The 25666-nt window shown below is 52.0% G+C and carries 15 protein-coding genes, 1 tRNA gene and 1 riboswitch; all 16 genes read left to right on the plus strand.

Going from position 1 to position 25666, the window contains the following annotated elements:
* Positions 1-42: 42 nt before the first annotated feature.
* The 16 genes from J5A66_RS07465 to J5A66_RS07540 all read left to right on the plus strand — a co-directional run bounded on the left by J5A66_RS07465 (position 43) and on the right by J5A66_RS07540 (position 25641).
* Complete coding sequence (locus tag J5A66_RS07465) at positions 43-3057, plus strand: TonB-dependent receptor (protein WP_211791467.1); 3015 nt, start codon at positions 43-45, stop codon at positions 3055-3057.
* 22 nt (positions 3058-3079) lie between these two features.
* Complete coding sequence (locus tag J5A66_RS07470) at positions 3080-4672, plus strand: RagB/SusD family nutrient uptake outer membrane protein (protein ID WP_211790027.1); 1593 nt, start codon at positions 3080-3082, stop codon at positions 4670-4672.
* Between the two features lie 22 nt (positions 4673-4694).
* Entirely contained in the window at positions 4695-5825 is a 1131-nt protein-coding gene (locus tag J5A66_RS07475) for a SusF/SusE family outer membrane protein (protein WP_211790028.1), read from the plus strand.
* Positions 5826-6406: 581 nt separating this feature from the next.
* Positions 6407-7480, plus strand: a complete 1074-nt coding sequence (locus tag J5A66_RS07480) for a LacI family DNA-binding transcriptional regulator (protein WP_211790029.1) — start codon at positions 6407-6409, stop codon at positions 7478-7480.
* Positions 7481-7491: 11 nt separating this feature from the next.
* Complete coding sequence (locus J5A66_RS07485; protein WP_211790030.1) at positions 7492-8826, plus strand: MFS transporter; 1335 nt, start codon at positions 7492-7494, stop codon at positions 8824-8826.
* Positions 8827-8939: 113 nt separating this feature from the next.
* Positions 8940-9021: transfer RNA gene (locus tag J5A66_RS07490), tRNA-Leu, on the plus strand.
* A 214-nt stretch (positions 9022-9235) separates the two neighbouring features.
* Positions 9236-9330: riboswitch (TPP riboswitch) on the plus strand.
* Positions 9331-9364: 34 nt separating this feature from the next.
* Positions 9365-11647 carry a TonB-dependent receptor gene (locus J5A66_RS07495; protein WP_211790031.1) on the plus strand — a complete coding sequence of 761 codons (2283 nt, stop codon included), beginning with the start codon at positions 9365-9367 and terminating at the stop codon, positions 11645-11647.
* Positions 11648-11905: 258 nt separating this feature from the next.
* Positions 11906-12478 (plus strand): nicotinamide riboside transporter PnuC, encoded by a 573-nt coding sequence (gene pnuC, locus J5A66_RS07500; protein WP_211790032.1) that lies wholly within the window; start codon positions 11906-11908, stop codon positions 12476-12478.
* A 387-nt stretch (positions 12479-12865) separates the two neighbouring features.
* On the plus strand, positions 12866-13075 hold the full coding sequence (locus J5A66_RS07505) for a hypothetical protein (RefSeq protein WP_211790033.1): 210 nt from the start codon (positions 12866-12868) through the stop codon (positions 13073-13075).
* A 29-nt stretch (positions 13076-13104) separates the two neighbouring features.
* Positions 13105-14874 (plus strand): hypothetical protein, encoded by a 1770-nt coding sequence (locus tag J5A66_RS07510; RefSeq protein WP_211790034.1) that lies wholly within the window; start codon positions 13105-13107, stop codon positions 14872-14874.
* 294 nt (positions 14875-15168) lie between these two features.
* Entirely contained in the window at positions 15169-16095 is a 927-nt protein-coding gene (locus J5A66_RS07515) for a DUF6261 family protein (protein ID WP_211790035.1), read from the plus strand.
* Between the two features lie 392 nt (positions 16096-16487).
* Positions 16488-17600, plus strand: coding sequence for a phosphatidylinositol-4-phosphate 5-kinase (locus J5A66_RS07520; protein WP_211790036.1), 1113 nt, complete (start codon positions 16488-16490; stop codon positions 17598-17600).
* A gap of 34 nt (positions 17601-17634) precedes the next feature.
* Positions 17635-19707 carry an alpha amylase C-terminal domain-containing protein gene (locus tag J5A66_RS07525; RefSeq protein WP_371742849.1) on the plus strand — a complete coding sequence of 691 codons (2073 nt, stop codon included), beginning with the start codon at positions 17635-17637 and terminating at the stop codon, positions 19705-19707.
* Positions 19708-20868 carry a DUF6057 family protein gene (locus tag J5A66_RS07530; protein ID WP_211790038.1) on the plus strand — a complete coding sequence of 387 codons (1161 nt, stop codon included), beginning with the start codon at positions 19708-19710 and terminating at the stop codon, positions 20866-20868.
* 597 nt (positions 20869-21465) lie between these two features.
* The gene (hflX, locus tag J5A66_RS07535) at positions 21466-22719 is read left to right on the plus strand and encodes a GTPase HflX (RefSeq protein ID WP_211790039.1); all 1254 of its coding nucleotides are present in this window, start codon (positions 21466-21468) and stop codon (positions 22717-22719) included.
* A 15-nt stretch (positions 22720-22734) separates the two neighbouring features.
* The gene (locus J5A66_RS07540) at positions 22735-25641 is read left to right on the plus strand and encodes a pitrilysin family protein (RefSeq protein WP_211790040.1); all 2907 of its coding nucleotides are present in this window, start codon (positions 22735-22737) and stop codon (positions 25639-25641) included.
* Positions 25642-25666 lie beyond the last annotated feature (25 nt).

Here is a 25666-nt window from a genome sequence, read left to right on the forward strand (position 1 = left end):
TCAGAAAACAATGTATTACTTAAATTTTAAAAACTAAAAATGATGAAGCAGGTAAAGATTACGATGCCTCTGAGGATACTCACGCTGCTGTGCGGGCTTATCCTTTCCATCAGTGCCTTGGCACAACAGATCGTTGTGAAAGGTCATGTCAAAGATGCTACCGGCGAACCTGTTGTCGGTGCCACCGTAAGAGCTGCCGGCCAAACGGGCGGAGTGGTGACAGACATCGACGGAAACTTCAGCATCAACGCGCAAGCGGGTGCTCTTCTCACCGTTTCTTATATAGGCTATAGCGACACGAAAGTAACGGCCAGTCCGCAAATGGTGATTACACTGAAAGACGAAGCAGCCAAATCGCTCACCGAGGTGGTGGTCATTGGTTACGGTGCAGTGAAGAAGAGCGACCTGACGGGGTCGGTAACGGCTCTCAAACCCGACTCGAAGAACAAGGGTCTGGTGATCAATCCGCAGGATATGATTGCCGGTAAGGTGGCCGGTGTCAACATCACGACCGACGGCGGAGCACCCGGTTCGGGGGCAAACATCCGTATTCGCGGCGGATCTTCTCTCAATGCATCGAACAATCCGCTCATTGTCATCGACGGAATACCGATGGACAACAACGGCGTTCAAGGACTTTCCAATCCGCTTTCGATGGTGAACCCACAAGACATCGAGTCGTTCAACGTGCTGAAAGATGCCTCGGCCACAGCCATTTACGGTTCGCGCGGTTCCAATGGCGTTATCATTATCACCACAAAGAAGGGCCGTAAGGGCATGGCTCCGCAGGTGAGCTACAACGGAAGCTTCACGGTGAGCCACAAAAACAAGTCGTTGAAACTGATAAGCGGCGACGAATATCGTGAGTTGATCCTCAATAAATACGGTGCTGGCAGTGATGCGGCCAAGGCTTTGGGAACTTCTAACACCGATTGGCAGAAAGAAATCTCTCGCACCGCTGCCAGTCACGACCACAATGTGGCTGTGCAGGGAGCTGTGAAGAACCTTCCCTATCGCCTGTCGCTGGGATATACCGACCAAAAGGGTGTCATCAAAACCTCCGATTTCAAGCGTTACACGGCTGCTTTGAACCTCAATCCTTCGTTCTTCGACAATCATCTCACGCTCAACCTCAATGCCAAGGGGATGTATGCCGAGACCTGTTATCCTAACTACGGTGCTATCAGCGATGCTTTTCGCTTCGACCCCACGCAGAGTATCTACGACAATTCGGCCGAAGCAAAGAAACATTATGCCGGATATTTTCAGTGGAAGACCACCGGTGGTATAACCGACATCGACACCAACTATGATACCACTTCCAATAACCTGGCTCCTGCCAATCCCGTTGCTGCACTGAACCTTCATCATGAGAAGGCTTACAGCCGCGCCTTTGTGGGAAGTGCCGATATCGACTATAAGCTGCACGGCTTCGAAGACTTACGCCTGCACCTCACATTGGGTGCCGATGTGTCGAAAGGTAAACAGAATAAGATGGTGGAAAACACCGCTCCCGAGGCGTTCTACTATGGTAGCTACGGCGCAGAAGAGAAACTCAAGCGCAATCTTTCGCTCAGTATGTATGCCCAGTATTTCAAAGATTTCAACGAAAAACATCACTTCGACGTGATGGCCGGCTATGAATGGCAACACTTCTGGCACAACGAATACAAAGATTATTGGGGCTATTACCAAAGCGGAAGTGCCAAAGCAGGACAGGAAACCGAACATAAACCGAAATATATAGAAACCGAAAACTTCTTGGTTTCTTTCTTCGGACGCGCCAACTATACCTTGCTCAACCGCTATTACTTCACGGCCACAGTGCGCGACGATGGCTCTTCGCGCTTCAAAGAGCACTGGGCATGGTTCCCCTCTTTCGCTTTCGCATGGAAAGCCAAAGAAGAGAGCATGTTCAAAAACGTCGGCTGGCTCTCAGACCTTAAACTTCGCCTCGGATGGGGTAACACCGGACAGCAGGAAGGCATAGACGATTACACCTACTTCACTATCTATAACATGAATACAGGCACGCAATCGTTCTATCCGCTCTTGGAAAACGGTCGACTCTATGCTCCTCTTGGCTACAATCCTAACCTGAAATGGGAAACCACCACAACCTATAACGTGGGTCTGGACTGGGGTATTCTGAACCAAAAACTCACCGGAAGCATTGATTGGTACTATCGTAAGACCACCAATCTCATCAATAAAGCATACGTTGCAGCAGGAACGAACTTCGATAACAAGGTGAATCAGAACATCGGCTCTTTGAGAAACACCGGCCTTGAAGCTACGCTGAGCTGGAAAGTCATACAAGCCAAAGACTGGTTCTGGACGTTGGACTATAATATTACCTATAATCACAACAAGATTACAGCCCTGACGGGTGTCGATGGCGAACGAATCGAGACGGGAAGTTCGATACACAGCGGTACCGACCGTAAGATTTTGGCCTACGCCGTAGGGCAACCCTCGAGCGCATTCCTGGTCTATCAGCAAGCTTACGACGCTAATGGCAAACCTATTGAAGGAGCCGTGGTAGACCGAAACGGCGACGGAAGCATCACCGATGCCGACCGTTACTTCTACAAACAAGCTGCAGCACCCGTCACAATGGGCTTGGCTTCGCGCTTAGAGTATAAGAATTGGGACCTCGGAGCCAGCTTCCGGGCCAGCATCGGCAACTATATCTATAACGATGTAGAGGCCAGTCGCATCGACATGAGTCAGCTTTGGCAAGATAGTTTCTTGGAGCAACGCACTCAGTCGGCCAAGAATCTCAACTGGCAAAGCACTAAATGGGCGCAAAGCGACTACTTCGTGCACAACGCTTCTTTCCTGAAGTGCGACAATATCACACTGGGTTACAGCTTTAATCAACTCTTCAAAACTGGCAACTGGCACGGATTGAGCGGCCGTCTTTATGGAACCGTCTCTAATGTCTTTACCATCACCAAGTATAAAGGGCTCGACCCCGAGGTGTTCAGCGGCATCGACTATCAGCTTTACCCGCGTCCCATCTCCCTTATCATGGGTCTGAGTCTGAATTTCTAACCCTCACAAAAGACAAATCATAATGAAAAGGTATATCAAAAACATACTTCCTGCGGCCGCTTTGCTGCTATCGGCAGGCTTGACATCATGCGTCGGCGACTTAGACGTTACGCCTATTGACCCCACTAAGAACACAACGCTGGATCCCATAGCACTTTTCAACATGTGTTATGCCAACTTCGCTGTCGAGGGAGTTGACGGACCAGGTAGCACAAACGTAGCAGCCAAGGATCCAGGAACCACTGGACTCGTGCGAGAATACTTCAATATCAACGAGCTTACTACCGATGAAGCCATCTGTTCCTGGGCGGATGATGGCGTTGCAACGATGAATACGAACGAATATGATGCCGGTAACACTTTCATCGCCATCTATTACAATCGTCTTTACTCGGGAATCTCGGTTTGTAATCAGTATCTCAGTGCCGCATCTGATATAGATGCCACCCGGACGGCTGAGGTTCGGTTCATCCGAGCCTTAGAGTTCTACCTGGCAATGGATGCTTTTGGCAACATTCCTCTGCCTACAACCATCACCACCGACAAGCCGATGCAGAAGAAAAGAGCAGAGGTTTACGCCTGGTTGGAGAGCGAACTCTTAGAGATTGAACCGCTTCTGTCTGCTCCCGCGCCCAAGACAGCCGCCGATACAGGCTACGGACGCGTAGACAAAGCTGCTGCCTGGATGTTGCTTTCGCGTCTTTACCTCAACGCAGAGGTATATACCGGAACGCCACAATGGGCAAAGGCGGCCCTGTATGCCAAGAAAGTGATCGACTCTTCCTACCAACTCTACACCACATCTTCTGCCGGTTACAGTGCTTATCGTAAGCTCTTTATGGGCGACAACGGACAGAACGGTGCAGCAGTAGAAGCTATTTTCCCCATCTTACAGCAGGGAAACCGGACGGCAGCTTACGGTTGCACCACCTTTCTCACAGCTTCCACCCACTCTTCGGACATGAATTCCAACGGAACCAACGGCACTTGGGGCGGCAACAGAGCCAGAAAAGATCTGGTTCAGAAGTTTTTCCCCAACAACGATGCTCCCTCCGGCGAGACATCGGCTGTGTTGACGGCGGCCGGAGACGACCGAGCTCTCTTCTGGAGCAAAGGGCGCACGTTGGAAATCGGTTCTGTTGACGATGTGAAGACTTTCAAAAAAGGATTCTCCGTGACCAAGTTCACGAACATAAAGAGTGATGGTTCTGATGCAACGGATACCGGATTCTCCGATGCCGACTTCTTTTTCTTCCGCAAAGCAGAAGCTTATCTCACCTATGCTGAGGCCACTGCAAGGCAGAACGGCGGCAACGCTACCACCGAAGGCATTGCTTACATCAACTTGTTGAGAAGTCGTGCTCATGCAACAACCAAAACCAGCTATACGCTTAGAGACATCTTGGACGAGCGGAGCCGAGAGTTCTACTTCGAAGGACTGCGTCGAACCGACCTGATTCGTTACGGATACTTCGGCGGAGACAACACTTATCTTTGGTCTTGGAAAGGAGGCGTAGTGGCAGGCCGCAGCTTCAAAGCCACACGAAACATCTTCCCGCTGCCTGAAAGCGATCTTTCCGTAAACGGAAACCTGAGTCAAAACCCGGGATATTAACCCTTAACACTCCACAAAAGTTATGAAAACGACAATAAAAACAGCCTGGCTGCTGCTGAGCAGCATCTTTTTGCTGGCAGCCTGTTCGGACGATAGAGACGGAAACCCCGTCATCCAGCACCCCAGCACCTTCGTTTTAGACACGCCCGCCTACGCATCGTCTACCGTGACACTGGCTTCGACCGACTCATTGGCCTTTAGCTGGGTACAACCGGCCTTCGGCTATCAAGCCAAAGTAGACTATCAGTTGCAGATTTCTTTCACCGGCAATTTCACCGTCTCGACAGACGAAGCCAAAGCTGATGCCAGTGGCACCACCGTAGCCAACTATACCGAGTTGCCCACCGTCTATTCTGTCACCCAGGCAAAGCTCTCTGCCAAAGCATTTGCCCAGACTTTGCAGACATTCGGCAACTGGACCAACGTCACCATCCCCGCCAATCAGACGGTATATGTGCGCATCAAGGCAGCCTATGCCAATGTCGACACACTGTTCTCCAACACCATCAAACTGGAAGTGGTGCCTTATTACGTGGCAGAGGCCTCTACTCTCTTCCTCACAGGCAGTGCTTACGGTTGGGGCGGCACCTGGAAAGAACTCATTCCCGTCAATGGCACCGCCAAAACGAACAATCCCACCTTCTGGACGCTTCTCTATCTAAGTGCAGGCGAGGAGTTCAAACTGGCTCCCACCAAAGCTTGGGTCAACGATTTCGGTTACACCGGTACTACCATCAACGACCTTGCCGGGGCCGGAGTGAGCGATAATGGCGGCAACATCAAAGTGTCCACCGCCGGATGGTATCTTTTAAAAGTGGTGAACGGAGCCACTCGGAGCGTCGATTTCCTGGCTCCCAAGGTATATCTCTTCGGAGCTACAGCCAATGACACCTGGTCTGCCGGCACGGCCAACCTCTTCACAACACCCACAACACCCAATGGCGAGTTTGTATCGCCGGCCTTCAGTACCTCGGGTGCCGTGCGTATGTGTGTGGTTCTCGATGGATTCGACTGGTGGAAGAGCGAGTTTGTGCTCTCCAAAGAGGGCAAAATCGTCTATCGGGGCGATGGCGGCGACATGGCAGCCGTCAATGTTACGGCCGGCGAGAAGGCTTATCTGAAATTCGCCGACAGCACGGGCGAGTATAAATAACGCCCTTTCGACTGCCGAACCTCAGACGGTTTACCCGATCAAAGAACAAGCCGTCCACCCGACAGACTAAGAAAAGCCTTTGGCAACCCTCCGCCACAGGCATGTCTACTCGTGGCAGAGGCACTTTCATTCCCGGCCTCTCTTCACCCCAAAGAAGAGGGGCCGGGATGTTTTTTGCGATCATCGACAGAGTTGCAGACATCTTTTCGGATGGGCTTTTTATTCTTTCCATCTTTGATGCGTTCTTTTATTTTTTTCGCTATCTTTGCAAAATGAGAAGGAACGAACACGCTTCCGTCCCAAACCATCTACCTTTTCTGAATCGCATCTACAAACAATTGAGAATCAAAGTCTTACAAAACGCTTTGCAAAAGCTAAGAAAACGCATCGCAAAAGCTTAGCTTTTACACCTCAAAAGCTAAGAGATGGAGAGGCAAAAGCTAAGCGATGGAAACTCGGAGGCTGAAAGAGGAGAAGGTAACGGGGCGAAATGCGAGACACGCGCTCGGTAAGAACGAGAAACCTAAAACCGCCCTACCCCGCCCGGCATCCGCCTTTGGAGAATAGAGAAATTGATCATTATGGAAGAATTTGCGCCCATCACGATGAAGGATATTGCGAGAGAGCTGAACGTCTCTGTGGCAACCGTATCGCGCGCGCTGAAAGGTAGCACTCGCATCAGTCAGCAACAGCGAGAGCGGATTCAGGCTTACGCCCGCGAACACAACTTCTACCCCAACCTCATTGCCGAGAGTCTACGCAACAGCAGGCTCCGTCCGTTGAAGATTATCGGTGTGATTGTGCCCGAACTCACGCACTTTTACTTCTCGTCGGTGCTGGCCGGCATCGAAGAAGCAGCCGATACGCGCGGCTATCACATCATGGTGGCACACAGCAACGAGCAATATGAGCGCGAGGTGCATATCTGCCAGTCGTTTTTCGAGAACAAAGTGTGCGGCATCATCGTTTCGCAGGCTAAGGATACGATCACTTACGACCACTTTCAACGGCTGATCGAGCGCGGCGTACCCCTGGTTTTCTATGACAGAGTGTGCACAGGTGTCAACGCAAGCAGGGTGGTGGTGGACGATTACATGGGGGCCTACACGGCCGTGAGCCATCTCGTGGAGACGGGATGCAGGCGGGTGGCGTTCTATAGTTCGCCCATGAAAATGGAAATATCCAAGAATCGGTATAACGGTTACTGCGATGCACTGTTGAAACACGGTCTGAAGGTAGACCCTTCGTTGGTGTTCCAGTGTGACAATCGGGAGGAGGCCGAACGCATCACCCCCGACATCCTGCGCCGCGACGACCGTCCCGATGCTTTTTTTGCCGTGAACGACGATACGGCCATCGGCATTCTCTACACAGCTAAGCATGGCGGACTGCGCATTCCCGAAGAGGTGAGCGTGTGCGGATTTACCAACGGACAGCGCGCCATTGCCTGCGACCCGGCCCTTACCACGGTAGAACAGCGAGGATATAAGGTGGGCGAGGAGGCAGCCGACATCCTGATTCGCCATGTCGAGGGACAGATTGAACGGGGAAAGGTGGAACGACGGGTGGTGAGAACCCGACTCGTGGTGCGGCAAACCACTCGAGAGACATGCCCTTCAGCCGAAGAAGAAAAGAAAAAGGAAGAACGAAAATAGAATCGTAATGTATGAATAAAGAATTGAAAAAGAAACCCGACTTAAGTTTTTGGAAACTGTGGAACCTGAGCTTCGGCTTTTTCGGGGTGCAGATTGCTTACGCGCTGCAAAGTGCAAACATATCGCGCATCTTCGCAACACTGGGTGCCGACCCGCACAGTCTGAGCTATTTCTGGATACTCCCTCCGTTGATGGGCATCTTAGTGCAGCCTATCGTGGGCACATTGAGCGACAAGACGTGGACCAGATTCGGCCGGCGCATCCCCTATCTCTTCGTGGGGGCCAGCATGGCCGTGCTGGTGATGTGCCTTTTGCCTAACGCCGGGTCGCTGGGAATGGCCGTCAGCACGGCCATGATCTTCGGTTTGACGGCCTTGATGTTCCTCGACACAAGCATCAACATGGCCATGCAACCCTTCAAAATGCTGGTGGGCGACATGGTGAACGAGAAACAAAAGGCACTGGCCTACTCTATTCAGAGTTTTCTTTGCAATGCCGGTTCGGTGGTAGGGTTCGTCTTCCCGTTCTTCTTCACCTATATCGGCATCAGCAATATCGCCGCGGCCGGCATCGTTCCAGACTCTGTCATCTGGTCGTTTTACGTGGGGGCAGCCATCCTTATCCTATGCGTAGTCTATACTTCGCTGAAAGTGAAGGAGTGGAACCCTGCCGAATATGCTCGATATAACAGTTTGGAGAAACCGCTCGACGAGGAAAAGACCAGCGTGTTGCAGCTACTGAAGAAGGCTCCGCGCACGTTTTGGACGGTGGGATTAGTGCAATTCTTCTGCTGGGCGGCCTTTATGTATATGTGGACTTACACCACAGGGTCGGTGGCCGACACCTGTTGGGGCGTGAATATGCAACTGACAACAGCCACCTCCACCCCCGAATACCAGGAAGCGGGCAACTGGGTGGGCATCCTTTTCGCTGTTCAGGCCATCGGAAGTGTGGTGTGGGCGGTGGTGCTTCCACAGATACGAAGCCGAAAGATGGCCTATTCGCTCAGTCTGTTACTCGGCGCAGTGGGGTTTGCTTGGGTGCCTTTCGTACACGACCCGTATGTGATGTTCCTGCCTTTCATCCTTATCGGTTGCGCTTGGGCTGCGATGTTGGCCATGCCTTTCACCTTTGTCACCAACGCTTTGGAAGGGAAAGGCCACATGGGGGCTTACCTCGGACTGTTCAACGGGACGATCTGCGTGCCTCAAATTATTGCTGCAGCCGGCGGAGGCGTGGTTCTCCAACTGCTGGGAAGCGTGCAAAGCCATATGATGATGGCAGCCGGCGTGCTGCTTCTCGTGGGTGCCGTGTGCGTGTTGATCATCAACGAGCAGGAAAAATAGGAAGCGTTTCGTCTGCTATGCTTCAATAGGACTGATGTCATCGGTGCGGCAACAAAATACCGGACAATAATTTTGCCCGGCCCAAAAAACTTGTTACCTTTGCAAAGCAAACCGCGCCTGTGGCGAAATTGGTAGACGCGCCAGACTTAGGATCTGGTGTTTCGCGACGTGTAGGTTCGAGTCCTATCAGGCGCACAACAGCAAAATCGCAGATGTTCTGTAGAGGAACATCTGCGATTTTCAGTAGATCCATACCAGTTATTTCGTTTTTCTTTCACTCCATTCGTGTATTTTCAATGCAAGAGAAATAGCAGCAACTGCAGAAAAAGATACAGATACGGAATAGAAATCCACATTTTGGATTTGTTCACAACAGAAAAATGTGTTACTTTTGCCGGCGATTTGCAAAATGCAAGTTAAGGGGTGCCCGAGGTTTCGGGCTGAGATGAGACCCTCTGACCTGATCCGGATAATGCCGGCGTAGGAATAAAAAGAAGGAAAAACGCCCCTTTTGTATGTCTTTTCATTCAAAAGGAAAATGAAAAAAACAATGATGTTAACTGTCCTGCTCTCTGGAGTGGCAGTGGTCTATGCAGCCCATCCGCAACAAGAAGGGATGGACACGCTGCGCAGTGTTCAATTGCAGACGGTGCAGGTGATCTCTACCCGCGCCACGAAAAAGATGCCAGTGGCTTTCACCAATCTAAGCGGAGAAGCTATTCGACAGGGAAACACCGGGCGAGACATTCCGTTTCTGCTCTCGCTCACTCCGTCGGTGGTGACGACAAGCGACGCCGGAAACGGTATCGGTTACACCTCGATGCGCGTAAGAGGAACAGACCCGATCCGAATCAATGTAACGGCCAACGGAATCCCGGTGAACGACGCCGAAAGTAGTCAGGTGTTTTGGGTGAATATGGGCGATTTTGCCTCGAGTGTGGGCAGTATTCAGATTCAACGCGGCGTGGGAACATCTACCAATGGATCGGGAGCGTTTGGTGCGACGGTGAATATGCAAACCCAAGACATCGGCAACCGACCTTATGCAGGGGTCGACTTCTCGGGCGGTTCTTACTATTCGCACAAAGAAACGGTGCGTTTCGGAACAGGTCTTTTGGGCGGACATTGGGGCATTCAAGGCCGACTGTCGAACATTGGCTCGAAAGGATACATCGATCGGGCCTCCACACGGCTCAATTCCTATTTCTTACAGGCGGGATACTTTGGAGAACGCACGGCCGTGAAGTTCATTACGTTCAACGGACAGGAACGAACCTACCACGCTTGGGACTATGCCTCGAAGTATGATCAGGGCGTTTACGGTCGAACCTACAACCCCAGCGGACGAATGGAGAACGATGCCCTGGATCAATTGCAGTTCTATCGCAACCAGACCGACAACTATCACCAGCAACACTACCAATTGTTGTGGAATCAATGGGTGTCGAACCGATGGAATTTCAACCTCGCACTACATTACACCAACGGGCAGGGATTTTACGAACAATATAAGAAAAAACGCAAGTTGGCCGAATACGGACTTGACCAGGGAGGCACAAAGGCGAAGAGTTCGTTGGTGCGGCAGAAGTGGTTGAAGAACGATTTCTACGGTTTTACTACTGCCCTGAACTACGATAACGCCCGGAATATCTCGGCTACACTCGGCGGCGGCTGGAACAAATACGACGGCGACCACATCGGTTACGTCACTTGGGTGAAGAAACCCGTAGACGACTTCATGCCCAATCACGTCTACTACGACAACAACACTCAGAAGACCGACGCCAACCTCTACGCCAAGGCTACCTACGAGTTGACCAAAGGACTGAGTGCCTTTGCCGACCTGCAATACCGACACGTGGGATTGAGGATGCGCGGGCCGGCCGATGCTTCTTCGGCCAAGCGACGGTTCAGTTATGATGTCGACGAGAAGTTCAACTTCTTCAATCCTAAATTCGGGGTCAACGCCGAACTCTCGTCCGCTCATCGCCTTTATGCCAGCTACGCTATTGCCCATCGCGAACCTGTGCGAACCAACTTCGAGCATAACATCGACGCACAGATAGAGATGCCTCGCGCCGAACGACTGGGCGATTTGGAAGCGGGCTACGAATATCGCAGCAAGAAATTCTCCGCCGGAGCAAACCTTTATTACATGAAATACAAAGACCAGCTCGTGCCCACCGGCGAGATGAAGCTCGACAAGGCCGTCACACGCAACTTTGCTCGAAGCTATCGCATGGGTGTAGAGCTGTCGGCGACATGGAAACCCGTAGATTGGCTCGACTGGGAGGCCAACGCCACGCTCTCGAGAAACCGCGTGAAGGATGTAACGGTGAACCTCACCGATGGCTCGGTCTACACCATTGCGGGCGAAAGTCAGTTGGCATTCTCGCCCAATGCCGTGTTCAACAACGTGCTCACTTTCTCGAAGGCAGGCTTCATCGGTAGGGTGATGACTCACTTCGTGGGCGAACAGAACCTCACCAACACCGGCTTCAAAACGATGCAGACCAAGGACGCGAACAGACAGGCGACGAGCGACGTCATTTCGCTCAAACAATACGCCACCACCGACCTCGCTCTCTCTTACACCTTTGCACCTAAGACCCGGTCGATAGAGGGCGTTACCCTCGGATTGACGCTCTACAACCTCTTCTCCTCTCGATACGACAGCAACGGTTGGGCCACTCCGCAATATCGTTTAGACGGCACCACGCTCGTGGCCGAAAACACTTGGGGCCCGCGCGACAGCGATGCAGCCGGCTTCGCACCCTCGGCTCCCTTCCACATGATGGCGCATCTGAGAATTGAATTTTAATGTTTAGTTGACAAGTTGACAAGTTAACAAGTTGACAAGGGGACGAGTTGACAAGTTAATGAGTTGATGAGTTAACAAGGAAATTAGCTCATCTATCAACTCATCCACTCGTCCACTAAAAAAGGCAAACTTCCTCGTCAACTCATCAACTCATTAACTTGTCAACTCGTCCCCTTGTCAACTTGTTAACTTGTCAACTCATCCCCTCGTCAACTCGTCCCCTTGTCAACTCGTCAACTTATTAACTAAAACATCCCCATGTTCTCCTGGCTCGACCTCTTCACCACCCTTTTGGGTTTGCTTTACCTCTATTTAGAATACCGTGCTCACATCGCCCTTTGGCTGGTGGGCATCATCATGCCCGCCCTCGACATATGGCTTTACTGGGAACACGGACTCTACGGCGATGCCGCAATGGCCATTTACTACACCCTGGCCGCCCTCTACGGTTACGCGATGTGGCGATGGAACCGGAAACACCATCGGTCGTCAAGCCAAGAGATGCCCATCACCCACATGCCCAGTCGGCTGTTCATGCCTGCTGCCGTCTTTTTCGCCACAGCTTGGGGAGCCACCTATTATGTTCTGACGACCTTTACCGACAGTACCGTTCCTCTGCTCGATGCCTTCACCAACGCCCTGAGCATGGTAGCCCTATGGGCTTTGGCGCGCAAGTATGTCGAGCAGTGGCTCCTTTGGATGGTGGTAGACCTCGTCTGCACCCTGCTCTACGTCTATAAAGGCATCCCTTTCAAAGCCGCTCTCTACGCCCTTTACACCATCATCGCCATACTGGGCTACCGGGCATGGGCAAGGAGAATAGAGAATTGATAAAAGGAAAGTTTGTGTATTTGCAGTTTATTCTCTACCTTTGCCCCCGTGAAACAAAATGTGTTGACATATCGGCAGAAGCAAGAGGAGCAGAAAAGGGCGAACTTTTCTGCATCTTTTAACGCCTTTTCTTTGGTAGTCTCCCAGAAAATGACTATCTTAAACACACACACACACACACACACACACACACACACACACACACAATGTTCGCACCTATTGTAGTGTAAGACTTTTTAGCTTTCTCTTACGCGCGCGCGAAGCGGGCGCAACCCCCATAAGCAAAGGGCTCTTCGGAGTGGCCTTTGCTTCTTTTTTCGTGCCCATGAGCCAAGGGACGGAAAGAGAAACAACGCCGATTTTTCACCTTTTAAATATTAGAGATTTATGAACAGACAAGAACAACAACGGACAGTCGCCGAATGGACAGCGCTGCCCTACATCCCGCCGCGATGCAGCGTGATTCCGTATGAGAGCGAGGGCTTTATTTGTGCCACCATTCGCCATCGCGCCGAGAATTCCACCGAAGAAGAATGGGAAGAGGATGAAGAGATTGAGGGAGAGACCCTAAATGCCAGTCGATTCGATTGGCAATAACCATCTAAAAACAGTAAACAACCCAACGTATGAAAAGAAGATTCAACCTGCTGCCTTGTGCAGCTTTCGCTTTAGCACTCATGTTTTCGGCTTGCAGCCACAACGACGAGCCAACGCCGAACAACGCCCCCTTGATCAGCTTAGGCAGCGACGCCACCTTTACGCTGACCGAAGAGAAGTTTGAAACCTCGAAGCCCACCTCTATGCCTGCCTCGCGGGCCATGGCCGCTCAGGCGCAACCGCAAGAAGTGGACCTGGGCGACGGCCTCCACGCCACGATGAGCATCGAAGAAGACAGCGAGCCCGAGACACGCGCCAACCCCATCAGCCAAGGCCGCTATTCTATCTATGCGCTCGACGGCAGCGGCAACCGCATCACCGGCACCCACAAAACGCTCACGGGCGAGGTGAACGCCAGCGGCAAGTTTGTGCCCGATGCCAGCTCTATGCTCGAACTGCCCGCCGGCACCTACACCTTTGTGTGCATCAGCGAGGGCGTGACCGACAACGGCACCTCCCTCTCCATTACCAACAGCACGAAAAAACCCATGCTGGGCAAAACCATCAAAACGATTAGCAATGCCGACCGCCATGTGTCTTTTGCGATGAAACATCTGACTGCCCGTGTGAGATTTAAGTACGTGGTCTACACCACCAGCACCAACAATGTCAGTCTGAAGCTGGCCACCAGAAATGCCACAGCTCCAAGCCTCGTTACTTATGACGTTAAGGGCGACAAAACCAACGAGACAGCCGGCCTTACGCAGACGGCAGATGGCATTGCCATGCCTGCCACGCTCACCGAGATGGACACCAAGTATCCCCTTGCTCATCGCACCTACACCGACTACTTTTATATTCTTCCCGGCACTATCAGCAACGATATAATATCCGCTTTTGTCGGGGGTGAAATCTATAGCGGCTATGACATGACGAACAAGATTGGCTATTACCAGACGACACCTCCCATCACCTTTGCCACCAACAAGTCATACACCATCACCATGTATCTACACCCGCTGCTCTATCTTTTTAACGACGGCAGCAACGGCGTTCTTTCCGAGAAAGGCTCGCGCACACCCATTGGCATCGTAACTCGCGAGAAGACCAACACCAGCGAGGGCACCGCCGTCGGACTCAAGGCCAGTCCTATGGCTCTCGAGTGGGAAACCGCCGCCGGCATCGGGCAGCAGCGCAACACCACCGTGCACGACACCTGGTGGAACGGTACAACCGGATCAGGTTCAGAGCTGAATGGCTACGACCTGACATGGACCGGCACAGGCACCACCGACGGCAAGAAACGCGCCGAAGAGCCCACCCAATATCCCGCCTTCCGCTGGGTAAGCACCTACAATCCCGGCGTATCAACAAGTAATATTGGTAAATGGTATATCCCGGCACTGGGAGAGATTTTTGCCTCTAATGACAACAACAACTATGATATATATGGACAATTCTATCATTACTATGGCGGTGCAGCCTGGTCAACCTGGGGGGGTACATATGGTGGTTCTTTCAATCCCTCGGTATTAAAAAGGTATGATGACGCAAGCTATAACACAGAGATGTTCGATGCCTTTACCAATGCCGGCGGCGCATTGCCCGACAAAGTATTTGTGTGGACCTCCTCAACCAGCGACGGCAATACAGGCTATCGACCTTTGGCAGTGATCTTCTCTACGACTTCCCTTATCCCTCCGATGTTTCCAGGTGATACGCAAATCCACACAATTGGAGCCAAAGCACTGGAAAAGAATACGGCCGATGTGCACGTGCTACCTTTCGTGCACTTCTAAGGGCTGCAATATGTTAGGAATTGACTCTGAATAATTCTGAACGATTAGCAGCAACCTCATGAAAATGAGAAAAACAAGTCGTCGTACCCCTACGAAAGCTCGAAAATGAGAAAAGCGAGGCTTCGTAGGGGTACGAAACCCCAAAAACGAGAAAAACAACGTTTCGTACCCCTACGAAACACAGAAAATGAGAAAAACAACCCGTCGTAGGGATACGAAACCCAAAAACGCCTCAAAAAGTGGTCTTCGTACCCCTACGACAACTTTTTATTCATCATTTAAACCCAAAAACCTATGAAAGTAAAAGAAATGAACCTCAGTAGGCTCCGCAACATGGAGCACTATCAGTTTGCCATTCACGTGCTGGAAATGGCCAAGGAGGCGAATCTGGAAAAGATGAAATTGCTCTTCAAACCGCTCGAAGAGGCCATTCGACACGAGGACGAGGCGCTGAATCCGCCGCGCATCGATCCGGCTACCGAAGAACTGCGGCTGCGCGACGCCGAGCGCGACCGGGCCTATCGATCCCTGCAGTTGGCCATCGAAATGGGGCTGCTGGCCGAAGAAAGTGCCACGAAAGAGGCCGCTAAGAAACTGCGGGAGATTCTCTCGCGCTATCCCGGCGTGCTCACCGCCGACTACGATTCGGAGACGGGCGCGCTGAAAAATCTGCTGGCCGATCTCAAATCCGCCGACGCTGCTTCGGCTCTTACCGCGCTCGGAGCTACGGCCATTGCTAAGCGACTGGAAGACACGAATGCCGCCTTCGATGGTCTGTTTCGCGGTCGGTTCTCCGGGGCGAAATCCACCAACGCGATCGACCTCAAGGCGCGTCGCGCCGCCACGGATGCGGCCGTGAATGCCATCGTGCGGCGGATGGATTCGCTCGACGATCTCGAGCCCTCGGCCGACGTCTCCGAACTCATCAATCGCTATAACCAACTCGTCGACAATCGCCACACGCTGCTCTCCCAGCGCGCCACGCTCAACAAAGCGGCGCACGACAGGAAAATAGCCGGCATCGAGGCGATGCTCATTCCGCTCATTCCGGCCTTCGAGCGCGAAATCGGTTCGGCTCCCGGCTCGCTCTCCTTTACCGGCGAGGTGAAGGGCTCGGGCAAAGATCGCCGCTTTAAGTTCTACGACCAGCGTACCAAGGTGTGGACCTGGGGCAAACTTCGCGCCGACGGAACCCTGGCGCCGTGGGGGGCGGAGCCGTAAGTGGCGGCTCCGTAGGAGGAGTTAAGGAGTTAAGGAGTGAAAAGGAGTTAAGACATTTGCTTGTTAGTTGACGAGTTAACGAGGGGTTCCAGTTAACAAGTTAACGAGTTGACAAGTTAACGAGTAGATTTGCTTTTTGATTGACGAGTTGACAGGAGGGTAACTTCCTTGTCAACTCGTCAACTTGTTCACTCGTCAACTTATCAACTAACTTCCTTGTCAACTTGTTAACTCGTCAACTTCCGTAAGGCCTTGTCAACTTCTTTGTAGATTCCCTATGGGCTCTATGCTCAATTCCCCTCCCCTTCCCCTTAATTTTTACTAAACCGCTTTGCCGTTCCATCAAATTTGCCTACTTTTGAAACATCATCATTTCAAAGACAACAAATAGCGTGAAGAAAATCATCATAGCCCTACTCATCCTCGCACAGCCACTGGCAGGCGGAGCACAAAAAATAACCATGGGGTCGTGCCAAACAAAAGACGGCGGACTCTATCAAGGAGAACTCGTGGCCGGAAAACCTAACGGACGAGGCAATACACTCTACAAAAACGGCGATACCTATGAAGGAGAATACGTCAAAGGGAAACGACAGGGATATGGCATCTATACTTTCGCCGACGGAGAAAAATACGAAGGACAATGGTTCCAAGATCAACAACACGGACGAGGCACCTACCACTTCATGAACAACAACAAATACGTGGGACTCTGGTTCAGAGACTACCAGCAGGGACACGGCATCATGTACTACTACAACGGCGACCGATATGAAGGCAACTGGTACCAAGACAAACGACAGGGCAAAGGCAAATACACCTTCGCCACTGGGGCCTACTACGATGGTTACTGGAAAGACGATAAAAAGTCGGGGCAAGGATTCTTCGACTGGGGCGACGGATCTAACTACAACGGTATGTGGGTCAATAATCAACGCTCTGGCAAAGGTACCAACCGCTATGCCGACGGCGATGTCTATGTGGGCAACTGGGCCGAAGACATCCAAAACGGAAAAGGTATCTACAAATTCCAAAACGGCGACGTCTATGAAGGAGATTATCTCCAAGGCGACCGCACCGGACAAGGCATCTTCCGATATGCCAACGGCGACCGATACACCGGATCTTTCTTAGAGGGAGACAAAGACGGAAAGGGCACCTTCGTATGGAGCAACGGCGATACCTACACCGGCGACTGGAAAAAGGACCGGCAAAACGGACACGGCAAACTCGTCAAGAAAAACGGCGACGTCTTCGAAGGAAACTTCCTCAACGGAAAAGTAGAGGGAGAGGTGATCATCCATTATGCCGACGGCTCGAAGTTCAAAGGTGCCTATAAAGACGGCAAACGACACGGACCGGTGATCGAGGAAGACAAAGACGGCAATCGATTCGAAGGGGCTTATCTCAAAGGTGTGCGCGACGGGAAGTTCATCGAGAAAGACCGCAACGGACAAGTCAAAGCACGCGGACACTATGAAAACGGAAAAAGATTCAACGACTAAGAGACCGAAAGGCTCGCAAAATCAACTTCATGTTATGGCAAAAACGAGCAATGCCAACAAAAAGGCAAACAACAAAACGACAAAGCGCAGTGGGAAGAAAGAAACCATCGGTTTGGTAAAAAACGACGCCTACCTCGCTCCCTACGAAGAGGCCATCAAGGGCCGACACGATCATTATCTTTGGAAACTCAGTCAGTTGACAGCCAACGGTAAGAAATCTCTCACCGACTTTGCCAACGGTCACCAATATTATGGACTCCACAAAACCTCGCGCGGATGGGTGTTCAGAGAGTGGGCCCCCAACGCTACCGACCTCTATCTCGTGGGCGACTTCAATCACTGGCAGGAAACGGAACGCTACCGAGCCCGCCGCATCGAGGGAACCGGCAACTGGGAACTACGACTCTCCGAGAAAGCCCTCTCGCACGGTCAGCTCTACAAGATGCACGTCTATTGGAACGGCGGCATGGGCGAACGCATTCCAGCTTGGTGCCGCCGTGTGGTGCAGGACGAGCAGACCGGCATTTTCTCGGCGCAGGTGTGGCATCCAGAACAGCCTTTCGTTTGGAGTAAAAAGAATTTCAAGCCCAGCACCTCTCCGCTGCTCATCTACGAGTGTCACATCGGCATGGGACAAGATGCCGAAAAGGTGGGCACCTACAACGAATTCAGAGAAAACGTGCTGCCCAGAATCATCGCCGACGGCTACAACTGCATTCAAATCATGGCCATACAGGAACATCCCTACTATGGCAGCTTCGGCTATCATGTCAGCTCTTTCTTTGCCGCTTCCTCGCGCTTCGGCACCCCTGAAGAGCTGAAACGGCTCATCGACACGGCCCACCGCCATGGCATCGCCGTCATTATGGACATCGTCCACTCGCATGCCGTGAAAAACGAAGTGGAGGGCTTGGGCAATCTGGCCGGCGACCCCAATCAGTTTTTCTATCCCGGCAGTCGCCACGAACATCCCGCTTGGGATTCGCTGTGCTTCGACTATGGCAAAGATGAGGTGGTGCACTTTCTACTTTCCAACTGCAAATACTGGATTGAAGAATTCCACTTCGACGGGTTCCGCTTCGACGGCGTGACGTCGATGCTCTACTACAGTCATGGACTGGGCGAGGCTTTCTGCAGCTACGCCGACTATTTCAACGGCCACGAAGACGACAATGCCATCTGCTACCTCACCCTTGCCAACCAACTCATCCACGAAGTCAACCCCCGAGCCATTACCATCGCCGAGGAAGTGAGCGGAATGCCCGGTTTGGCAGCCAGGATAGACGACGGCGGATACGGATTCGACTACCGCATGGCCATGAACATCCCCGACTTTTGGATTAAAACCATCAAGGAACTAAGCGATGAACACTGGAAACCCAGTTCCATCTTTTGGGAAGTGAAAAACCGACGGGCCGACGAGCGAACCATCTCCTATTGCGAGAGCCACGACCAAGCACTCGTGGGCGACAAGACCATCATCTTCCGCCTCATCGATGCCGACATGTACTGGCACTTCAAAAAGGGCGACGAGAACGACCGCGCCCACCGCGGCATCGCCCTCCACAAGATGATTCGCCTCGTTACGCTGGCAGCCATCAACGGCGGCTACCTCAACTTCATGGGCAACGAATTCGGACACCCCGAATGGATCGACTTCCCCCGCGAGGGCAACGGCTGGAGCTACAAATATGCACGCCGACAATGGAACTTGGTAGACAACCACGACCTATGCTATCACTACTTGGGCGACTTCGACAAACGCATGCTCGAGGTGGTGAAAGGGGAAAAAGGTTTTATGAAGACTCCGGTGCAGGAGATTTGGCACAACGACGGCGACCAGGTGTTGGCTTTCATGCGCGGAAGTCTGCTCTTTGTCTTCAACTTTAGTCCCACTCGGTCATTCACCGACTACGGCTTTCTCGTTCCCACCGGAGCCTACGACGTGGTGCTCAACACCGACGCCCGGGAGTTCGGCGGAAACGGTTTGGCAGACGACTCCCTCACCCATCTCACCAACTACGACCCGCTTTACGTCGAGGCACGCAAAGAGTGGCTCAAACTGTACATTCCGGCCCGCTCGGCAGTTGTTTTAAGAAGAATATAGATGAAACCCACCTATCGCATCAACGGCGCAGCATTCTCAACGTCTGTCTGCGCCGTTTTATTCGGCCTTTTCGCCTTTGCCTATTTATATTTCTACCAGGCCGACCTCATCGCAGTCAGTCTGCACCTACTCTCGGGCGGAACCCTTTGTTATCACAACCTCCTGGGTGCTCTTCTGCTCACCACGTTGCTCCTCTGCCTGCAACGCGTCACGGCCTCCCTTTCGCGCCTACCCCAGGCTTGGCACGCAGCCACCTATTTCCCCTCCGCTCTGCTGCTGGTAGCCCTCACCAGCCTCTCGCCCGTCTCTCGCGTCGGAAATGTCCGTCTCGAGGGCACATTTTTTTTGTTGCCCCTTCTGCTGGTGGCCTATATCTGTGGCGTCGCCCTTTGGCGAAGAAAAATCGCCACCAACACGCCCAAGTTTGCCGTTGCAGACAACGCGTTGTGGACCAACCTACTGCTCCTCGCCGTCACGATGCTCTTCGTGGGACTGATGGGTACGGGCGACGACGTGTTTCACTATCGGATGAAGACCGAGCGTCTGCTCCTCGCCGGAAGAAAAGCCGAAGCCCAGAACGTGGGGCAAGGCTCCTCCTCGACCGACTCCTCGCTCACCTCCTTGCGCATCTTCACCCTGTCTCAGACCCATCTGCTGGGCGAAAAACTGTTCGAATATCCCCTCGTCGGCGGTTCGGAGGCGCTCCTGCCCAATGGCAGCTCCGTTTGCTGGCTTCTCCTCGACGAGCATCGCCTCGGCGTCCATCTCTCGGCCCACTCTCTGCCATCAGCCCCCACGGCCTTGCAACGCCTCGAACGACTCGCCTCGCAGTCTGCCATCTGCCGTGCCGCGGCCGACTATCTGCTGTGCGGCTATCTCTTAGACCGAAAGCTCGATGCCTTTGCCAAAGCCATCCCTCGCTTCTACCGCCTCTCCGACAGTCTGCCGCGACACTACCGCGAGGCGCTCACCCTTTATATGCACCTCCGCTCCACACCCGTCGTCTCTTATCACGACGATGTTGTCGACACCGACTTCCGCGATTTCCAAGACCTGGAAAACAAATTCACCAACCGCACCCTTCAGCAAACGGCCCTTCACGATGTCTATGGCAGCACCTATTGGTACTACTACACCTTTCCGCCTGTCTCCAAGAAATAGATTCCTGTTTTTTCAGTCGACAAGTCCACCTCTCCCGAAGTTAGAAGAATGGGGGCTGTTCATGGGCAATTGAGAATGAGGTTCATGGAGGATCGACAAAAGAGAACTGATACGTGATGCACGGATCAGTTCTTTTGCTTCATGCCACTGTAGGCTACAGTAGCGACATTTTGGTCTCCGCGGCGTCATTGTAGGGTACAGTAACGGCATTTTGGTCTCCGTGGCGTCATTGTAGGGTACAGTAACGGCATTTTGGCCTCCGTGGCGTCATTGTAGGCTACAGTAACGGCATTTTGGTCTCCGCGGCGTCATTGTAGGGTACAGTAGCGGCATTTTGGTCTCCGCGGCGTCATTGTAGGGTACAGTAGCGGCATTTTGGTCTCCGCGGCGTCATTGTAGGCTACAGTAGCGGCATTTTGGTCTCCGTGGCGTCATTGTAGGTTACCTGAAAGACGGTGGCAAAGTAGCACAATCTTTTGACACGAGCCAACCTGCGCGTTGCAAATTGCCTGCAACAGGATGGAGAAGCGGGTTCAGATTTGGGCGTTTTGCAGAATTGCGCTAAATTTGCATACTAAATCAGAGCAAGTATCAACGATGAAAGAATTTGTCATCTCCGAGGTGAAAGCCGAAACGGCCGTGCTGGTGGGCCTCATCACGCAAGAACAGAACGAGGAAAAGACGCGGGAGTATCTCGACGAATTGGAGTTCCTGGCCGATACGGCAGGAGCTGTTACCGTGCGCCGATTCACACAGAGACTCAACGCACCCAGTAGGGTTTCTTACGTAGGAAAAGGCAAACTCGAGGAAATCAAACAATATATTCTGGCCGAAGAGGAGGCTGAACGCGAAGTGGGAATGGTCATTTTCGACGACGAGCTCTCGGCCAAACAGATGCGTAACATCGAAAGAGAACTCAACGTGAAAATTCTCGACCGCACCTCGCTCATCCTCGACATCTTCGCCATGCGTGCACAAACGGCCAGTGCCAAGACGCAGGTGGAACTGGCACAGTATCGCTACATGCTGCCCCGGCTGCAACGCCTCTGGACACACCTCGAACGACAGGGCGGCGGATCGGGCAGCGGTGGAGGAAAGGGCTCGGTGGGACTGCGCGGTCCGGGTGAAACACAGCTTGAGATGGACCGCCGCATCATCCTCTCGCGTATGGCTCTGCTGAAAGAGCGACTCGCAGAAATCGACAAACAGAAAACCACACAACGTAAAAATCGCGGTCGGCTCATCCGCGTAGCCCTCGTGGGATATACCAACGTGGGAAAATCGACGATCATGAATCTGCTGGCCAAGAGCGAGGTGTTTGCCGAGAATAAACTCTTTGCTACGCTCGACACAACTGTGCGCAAGGTGGTGGTGGAGAATCTACCCTTCCTGCTGGCCGACACCGTGGGCTTTATCCGCAAATTGCCTACCGACCTGGTAGATTCCTTTAAGTCGACACTCGACGAGGTGCGCGAGGCCGATCTCCTCGTACACGTTGTCGACATCTCTCATCCCGACTTTGAAGAGCAAATCTCCGTTGTCGAGAATACGCTCCGCGAACTCGATTGCGCCGATAAACCCAACATGATCGTCTTTAACAAAATAGACAACTACACTTTCGTAGAGAAAGACAAAGACGACCTGACACCTCCCACAAAAGAGAATCTCACCCTCGACGACCTCAAACGCACCTGGATGGCACGCCTCGACGAGAATTGCATCTTCGTCTCGGCACGCGAAAGGCTCAACATCGACGAGTTCAGAGAGAAACTATATCATCAGGTGCGCGAACTTCATGTCCAAAAGTATCCCTATAACGATTTCCTCTACGAAACAGAACCTATTTACTAACAAAACAATCCTCACATGAACAGCAAATCGCTATGGATGGCCCTCCTGCTGATGGGTGCAGTCATCACAACGCAAGCCAAGACGTATCGGTATCACACGGTGACGGGCGATCTGACCAACACACGCATCTACACCCTTGAGAACGGTCTGAAGGTGTATCTCTCCGTCAACAAGGAAACACCACGCATCCACACCTATATCGCCGTGAAAACAGGAAGCAGAAACGACCCCGCCGAAACAACCGGACTGGCTCACTACCTGGAACATCTCATGTTCAAAGGTACACGGCTTTTCGGCACAAGTAATGCTGAGAAAGAGGCTCCACTACTGCAAGATATCGAGAATCGATATGAGACCTATCGCTTGCTCACCGACCCCGCACAGCGCAAACGCGCCTACCATGAAATCGACAGTGTGTCGCAATTGGCCGCACAATACTTCATTCCCAATGAATACGACAAACTCATGTCGGCCATCGGAGCAGAAGAAACCAACGCCTATACCAGTAACGATGTGACTTGTTACACCGAAAACATTCCCTCGAACGAAGTGGAGAACTGGGCCAGGATTCAAGCCGACCGATTTAAGAATATGGTGATACGGGGCTTTCATACCGAGCTGGAAGCTGTTTACGAGGAATATAACATCGGACTGACCCGCGATTCGAACAAAGAATGGCAGGCTCTCTTCAAACTTCTCACACCGACACATCCCTATGGAATGCAAACGACCATCGGCACGCAGGAACACTTGAAGAATCCCTCGATTGTGAACATCAAAAACTACTTCAATCGCTACTACGTACCCAACAATGTGGCCATCTGCATGTCGGGCGATTTCAATCCCGACGAGGTGATTGCCATCCTTGATCAATACTTCGGTAGTTGGAAAAGAAGCGAGAATCTGAGTTTCCCGCAATTTGCACCGCAGGCTCCGCTAACGGCTCCGCGAGACACTACCGTCGTCGGGCCTGAAGCAGAAAACATGATCTTAGCTTGGAGATTCGACGGAGGCGAATCGCTACAGGCCGATACAGTAAGCGTAATTGCCGAGATTCTTTGTAACGGAAAGGCGGGATTGATGGATATGAATCTCAGTCAGAAGATGAAATTCCTGGGCGGAGGAACCTTTGCCGAGAGCCTGGCCGAGTATGGCATCTTAGGTATTCATGCCGTGCCCAAAGAGGGGCAAAGCCTAAAAGAACTGCGGAGTCTCGTACTGGGCGAAGTGGATAACCTGAAGAAAGGTCGTTTCTCAGATCATCTGTTGCCGGCCGTCATCAACAATATGAAACTGGCCTACTACAAATCGCTTGAAAGCAACAAAGAGAGAGCCGACCAGTTTGTCGATGCTTTCGTTCGCGGTCAGAAGTGGGAGACGGTTGTGGGCAGGCTCGCCCGTCTATCAAAGATAACCAAGGCCCAAGTCGTTGCCTTTGCCAATAAATATCTGAACGATAATTACGCTATCGTTTATAAACTGCAGGGCGAAGATTCTACTCAGCAAAAGATAGACAAACCACAGATTACACCTATTCCCTCGAATCGGGATATACAGAGCGACTTTGTGCAATCCATCCTTCGCAGCAAGGTCGAACCGATCGAACCACGATTTATCGACTTCAACAAAGACCTTGTCAAGACGCAAACGAAGAAAGGACTACCCGTGCTTTATGTGCAAAACAAAGATAACGGGCTCTTCACCCTCTCGTTCCATTATGACTTCGGAACCGAGACAGACAAGCGGTTACCCGTTGCTGCCGATTATCTCGACTACTTGGGTACAGACAAACTCACAGCCGAGCAAGTGAAACAACATTTTTATGAATTGGCGTGCAGCTACAGCATCTCTTCTTCTACCGATAATACCCAGATAACGCTCACCGGACTCAATGAGAACCTGCCTAAAGCCTTGGCTTTGCTTGAAGATCTGATTGCCAACGCCAAGGCAGATCCGGTGGCGTATAAAGAATACGTAGAACTGATGAAAAAGGCGCGCAAAGACAATATGAGTCATCAGCAGCAAAACTTTGCTGCTCTCACGGCTTATGGTGTGTACGGGCCTTACAATCCAGTTCGCAACGTCATGAGCAACAAAGAACTCGACAATGCCCAGCCACAAGCATTACTCCAGCTCTTAAGAAGTCTGCACACCTATAAACACCGCGTGCTTTACTGCGGACAGAGTACACCCGCACAACTGGTAGCCCTCATCGACAAGGAACATCAAACAAGTAAACCTCTTCGCGAGGTTCCTGTTGGTAAACGATACACCGAGCAGACCACTCCCGACACCGAGATTCTCCTCGCGCCCTATGAGGCGAAAAACATCTGCATGATGCTCTACAACAACAGCGGCAGAGGCTGGAATGCGGCGCAACGTCCAACGGTTTATCTCTTCAATAGCTATTTCGGCATGGGGATGAACGGCATTGTTTTCCAAGAACTGCGCGAAACTCGCGGACTGGCATACAGTGCCTGGGCGCAATATAAGACACCGGTTCGCCGAGGTGGAACGGAATCGCTCCAAGCCCATATCATTAGTCAGAACGACAAAATGAAGGATTGTATCTCGGCTTTTGGCAACATTTTAAACAATATGCCACTGAGCGAAAAAGCTTTCCAACTGGCCAAGCAAGCCGAGCAGAAACGCATTGCCACCGAGCGAACCACAAAGTTCAGCATTATTGAAGCCTATCTCCGCGCCCGGAAATTAGGTATCAACTACGACATCACCGAGCGCATTTACAAAGCTTTGCCTCAGCTCACGTTGGCTGACATCGCCCGTTTTGAAAAGGAGACACTCTCAGGTAAACCCTATCGTTACATCATTCTCGGCGATGAAAAGAATCTCGACATGAAAGTACTCGAGAAAATGGGACGGGTGAGAAGAGTCACAACCGAAGAGATCTTTGGGTTTTAGATTGGTAAACGAGTTGACAAGTTGA

The organism is Prevotella sp. oral taxon 475 (assembly GCF_018127805.1).
Taxonomy (GTDB): domain Bacteria; phylum Bacteroidota; class Bacteroidia; order Bacteroidales; family Bacteroidaceae; genus Prevotella.

What these genes read in the sequence shown, in the direction of transcription:
- J5A66_RS07465 (WP_211791467.1), top strand. Translation starts at nt 43, where the DNA reads ATGAAGCAGGTAAAGATTACGATGCCTCTGAGGATACTCACGCTGCTG.
- J5A66_RS07470 (WP_211790027.1), top strand. Translation starts at nt 3,080, where the DNA reads ATGAAAAGGTATATCAAAAACATACTTCCTGCGGCCGCTTTGCTGCTA.
- J5A66_RS07475 (WP_211790028.1), top strand. Translation starts at nt 4,695, where the DNA reads ATGAAAACGACAATAAAAACAGCCTGGCTGCTGCTGAGCAGCATCTTT.
- J5A66_RS07480 (WP_211790029.1), top strand. Translation starts at nt 6,407, where the DNA reads ATGGAAGAATTTGCGCCCATCACGATGAAGGATATTGCGAGAGAGCTG.
- J5A66_RS07485 (WP_211790030.1), top strand. Translation starts at nt 7,492, where the DNA reads ATGAATAAAGAATTGAAAAAGAAACCCGACTTAAGTTTTTGGAAACTG.
- J5A66_RS07495 (WP_211790031.1), top strand. Translation starts at nt 9,365, where the DNA reads ATGAAAAAAACAATGATGTTAACTGTCCTGCTCTCTGGAGTGGCAGTG.
- pnuC (WP_211790032.1), top strand. Translation starts at nt 11,906, where the DNA reads ATGTTCTCCTGGCTCGACCTCTTCACCACCCTTTTGGGTTTGCTTTAC.
- J5A66_RS07505 (WP_211790033.1), top strand. Translation starts at nt 12,866, where the DNA reads ATGAACAGACAAGAACAACAACGGACAGTCGCCGAATGGACAGCGCTG.
- J5A66_RS07510 (WP_211790034.1), top strand. Translation starts at nt 13,105, where the DNA reads ATGAAAAGAAGATTCAACCTGCTGCCTTGTGCAGCTTTCGCTTTAGCA.
- J5A66_RS07515 (WP_211790035.1), top strand. Translation starts at nt 15,169, where the DNA reads ATGAAAGTAAAAGAAATGAACCTCAGTAGGCTCCGCAACATGGAGCAC.
- J5A66_RS07525 (WP_371742849.1), top strand. Translation starts at nt 17,635, where the DNA reads ATGGCAAAAACGAGCAATGCCAACAAAAAGGCAAACAACAAAACGACA.
- J5A66_RS07530 (WP_211790038.1), top strand. Translation starts at nt 19,708, where the DNA reads ATGAAACCCACCTATCGCATCAACGGCGCAGCATTCTCAACGTCTGTC.
- hflX (WP_211790039.1), top strand. Translation starts at nt 21,466, where the DNA reads ATGAAAGAATTTGTCATCTCCGAGGTGAAAGCCGAAACGGCCGTGCTG.
- J5A66_RS07540 (WP_211790040.1), top strand. Translation starts at nt 22,735, where the DNA reads ATGAACAGCAAATCGCTATGGATGGCCCTCCTGCTGATGGGTGCAGTC.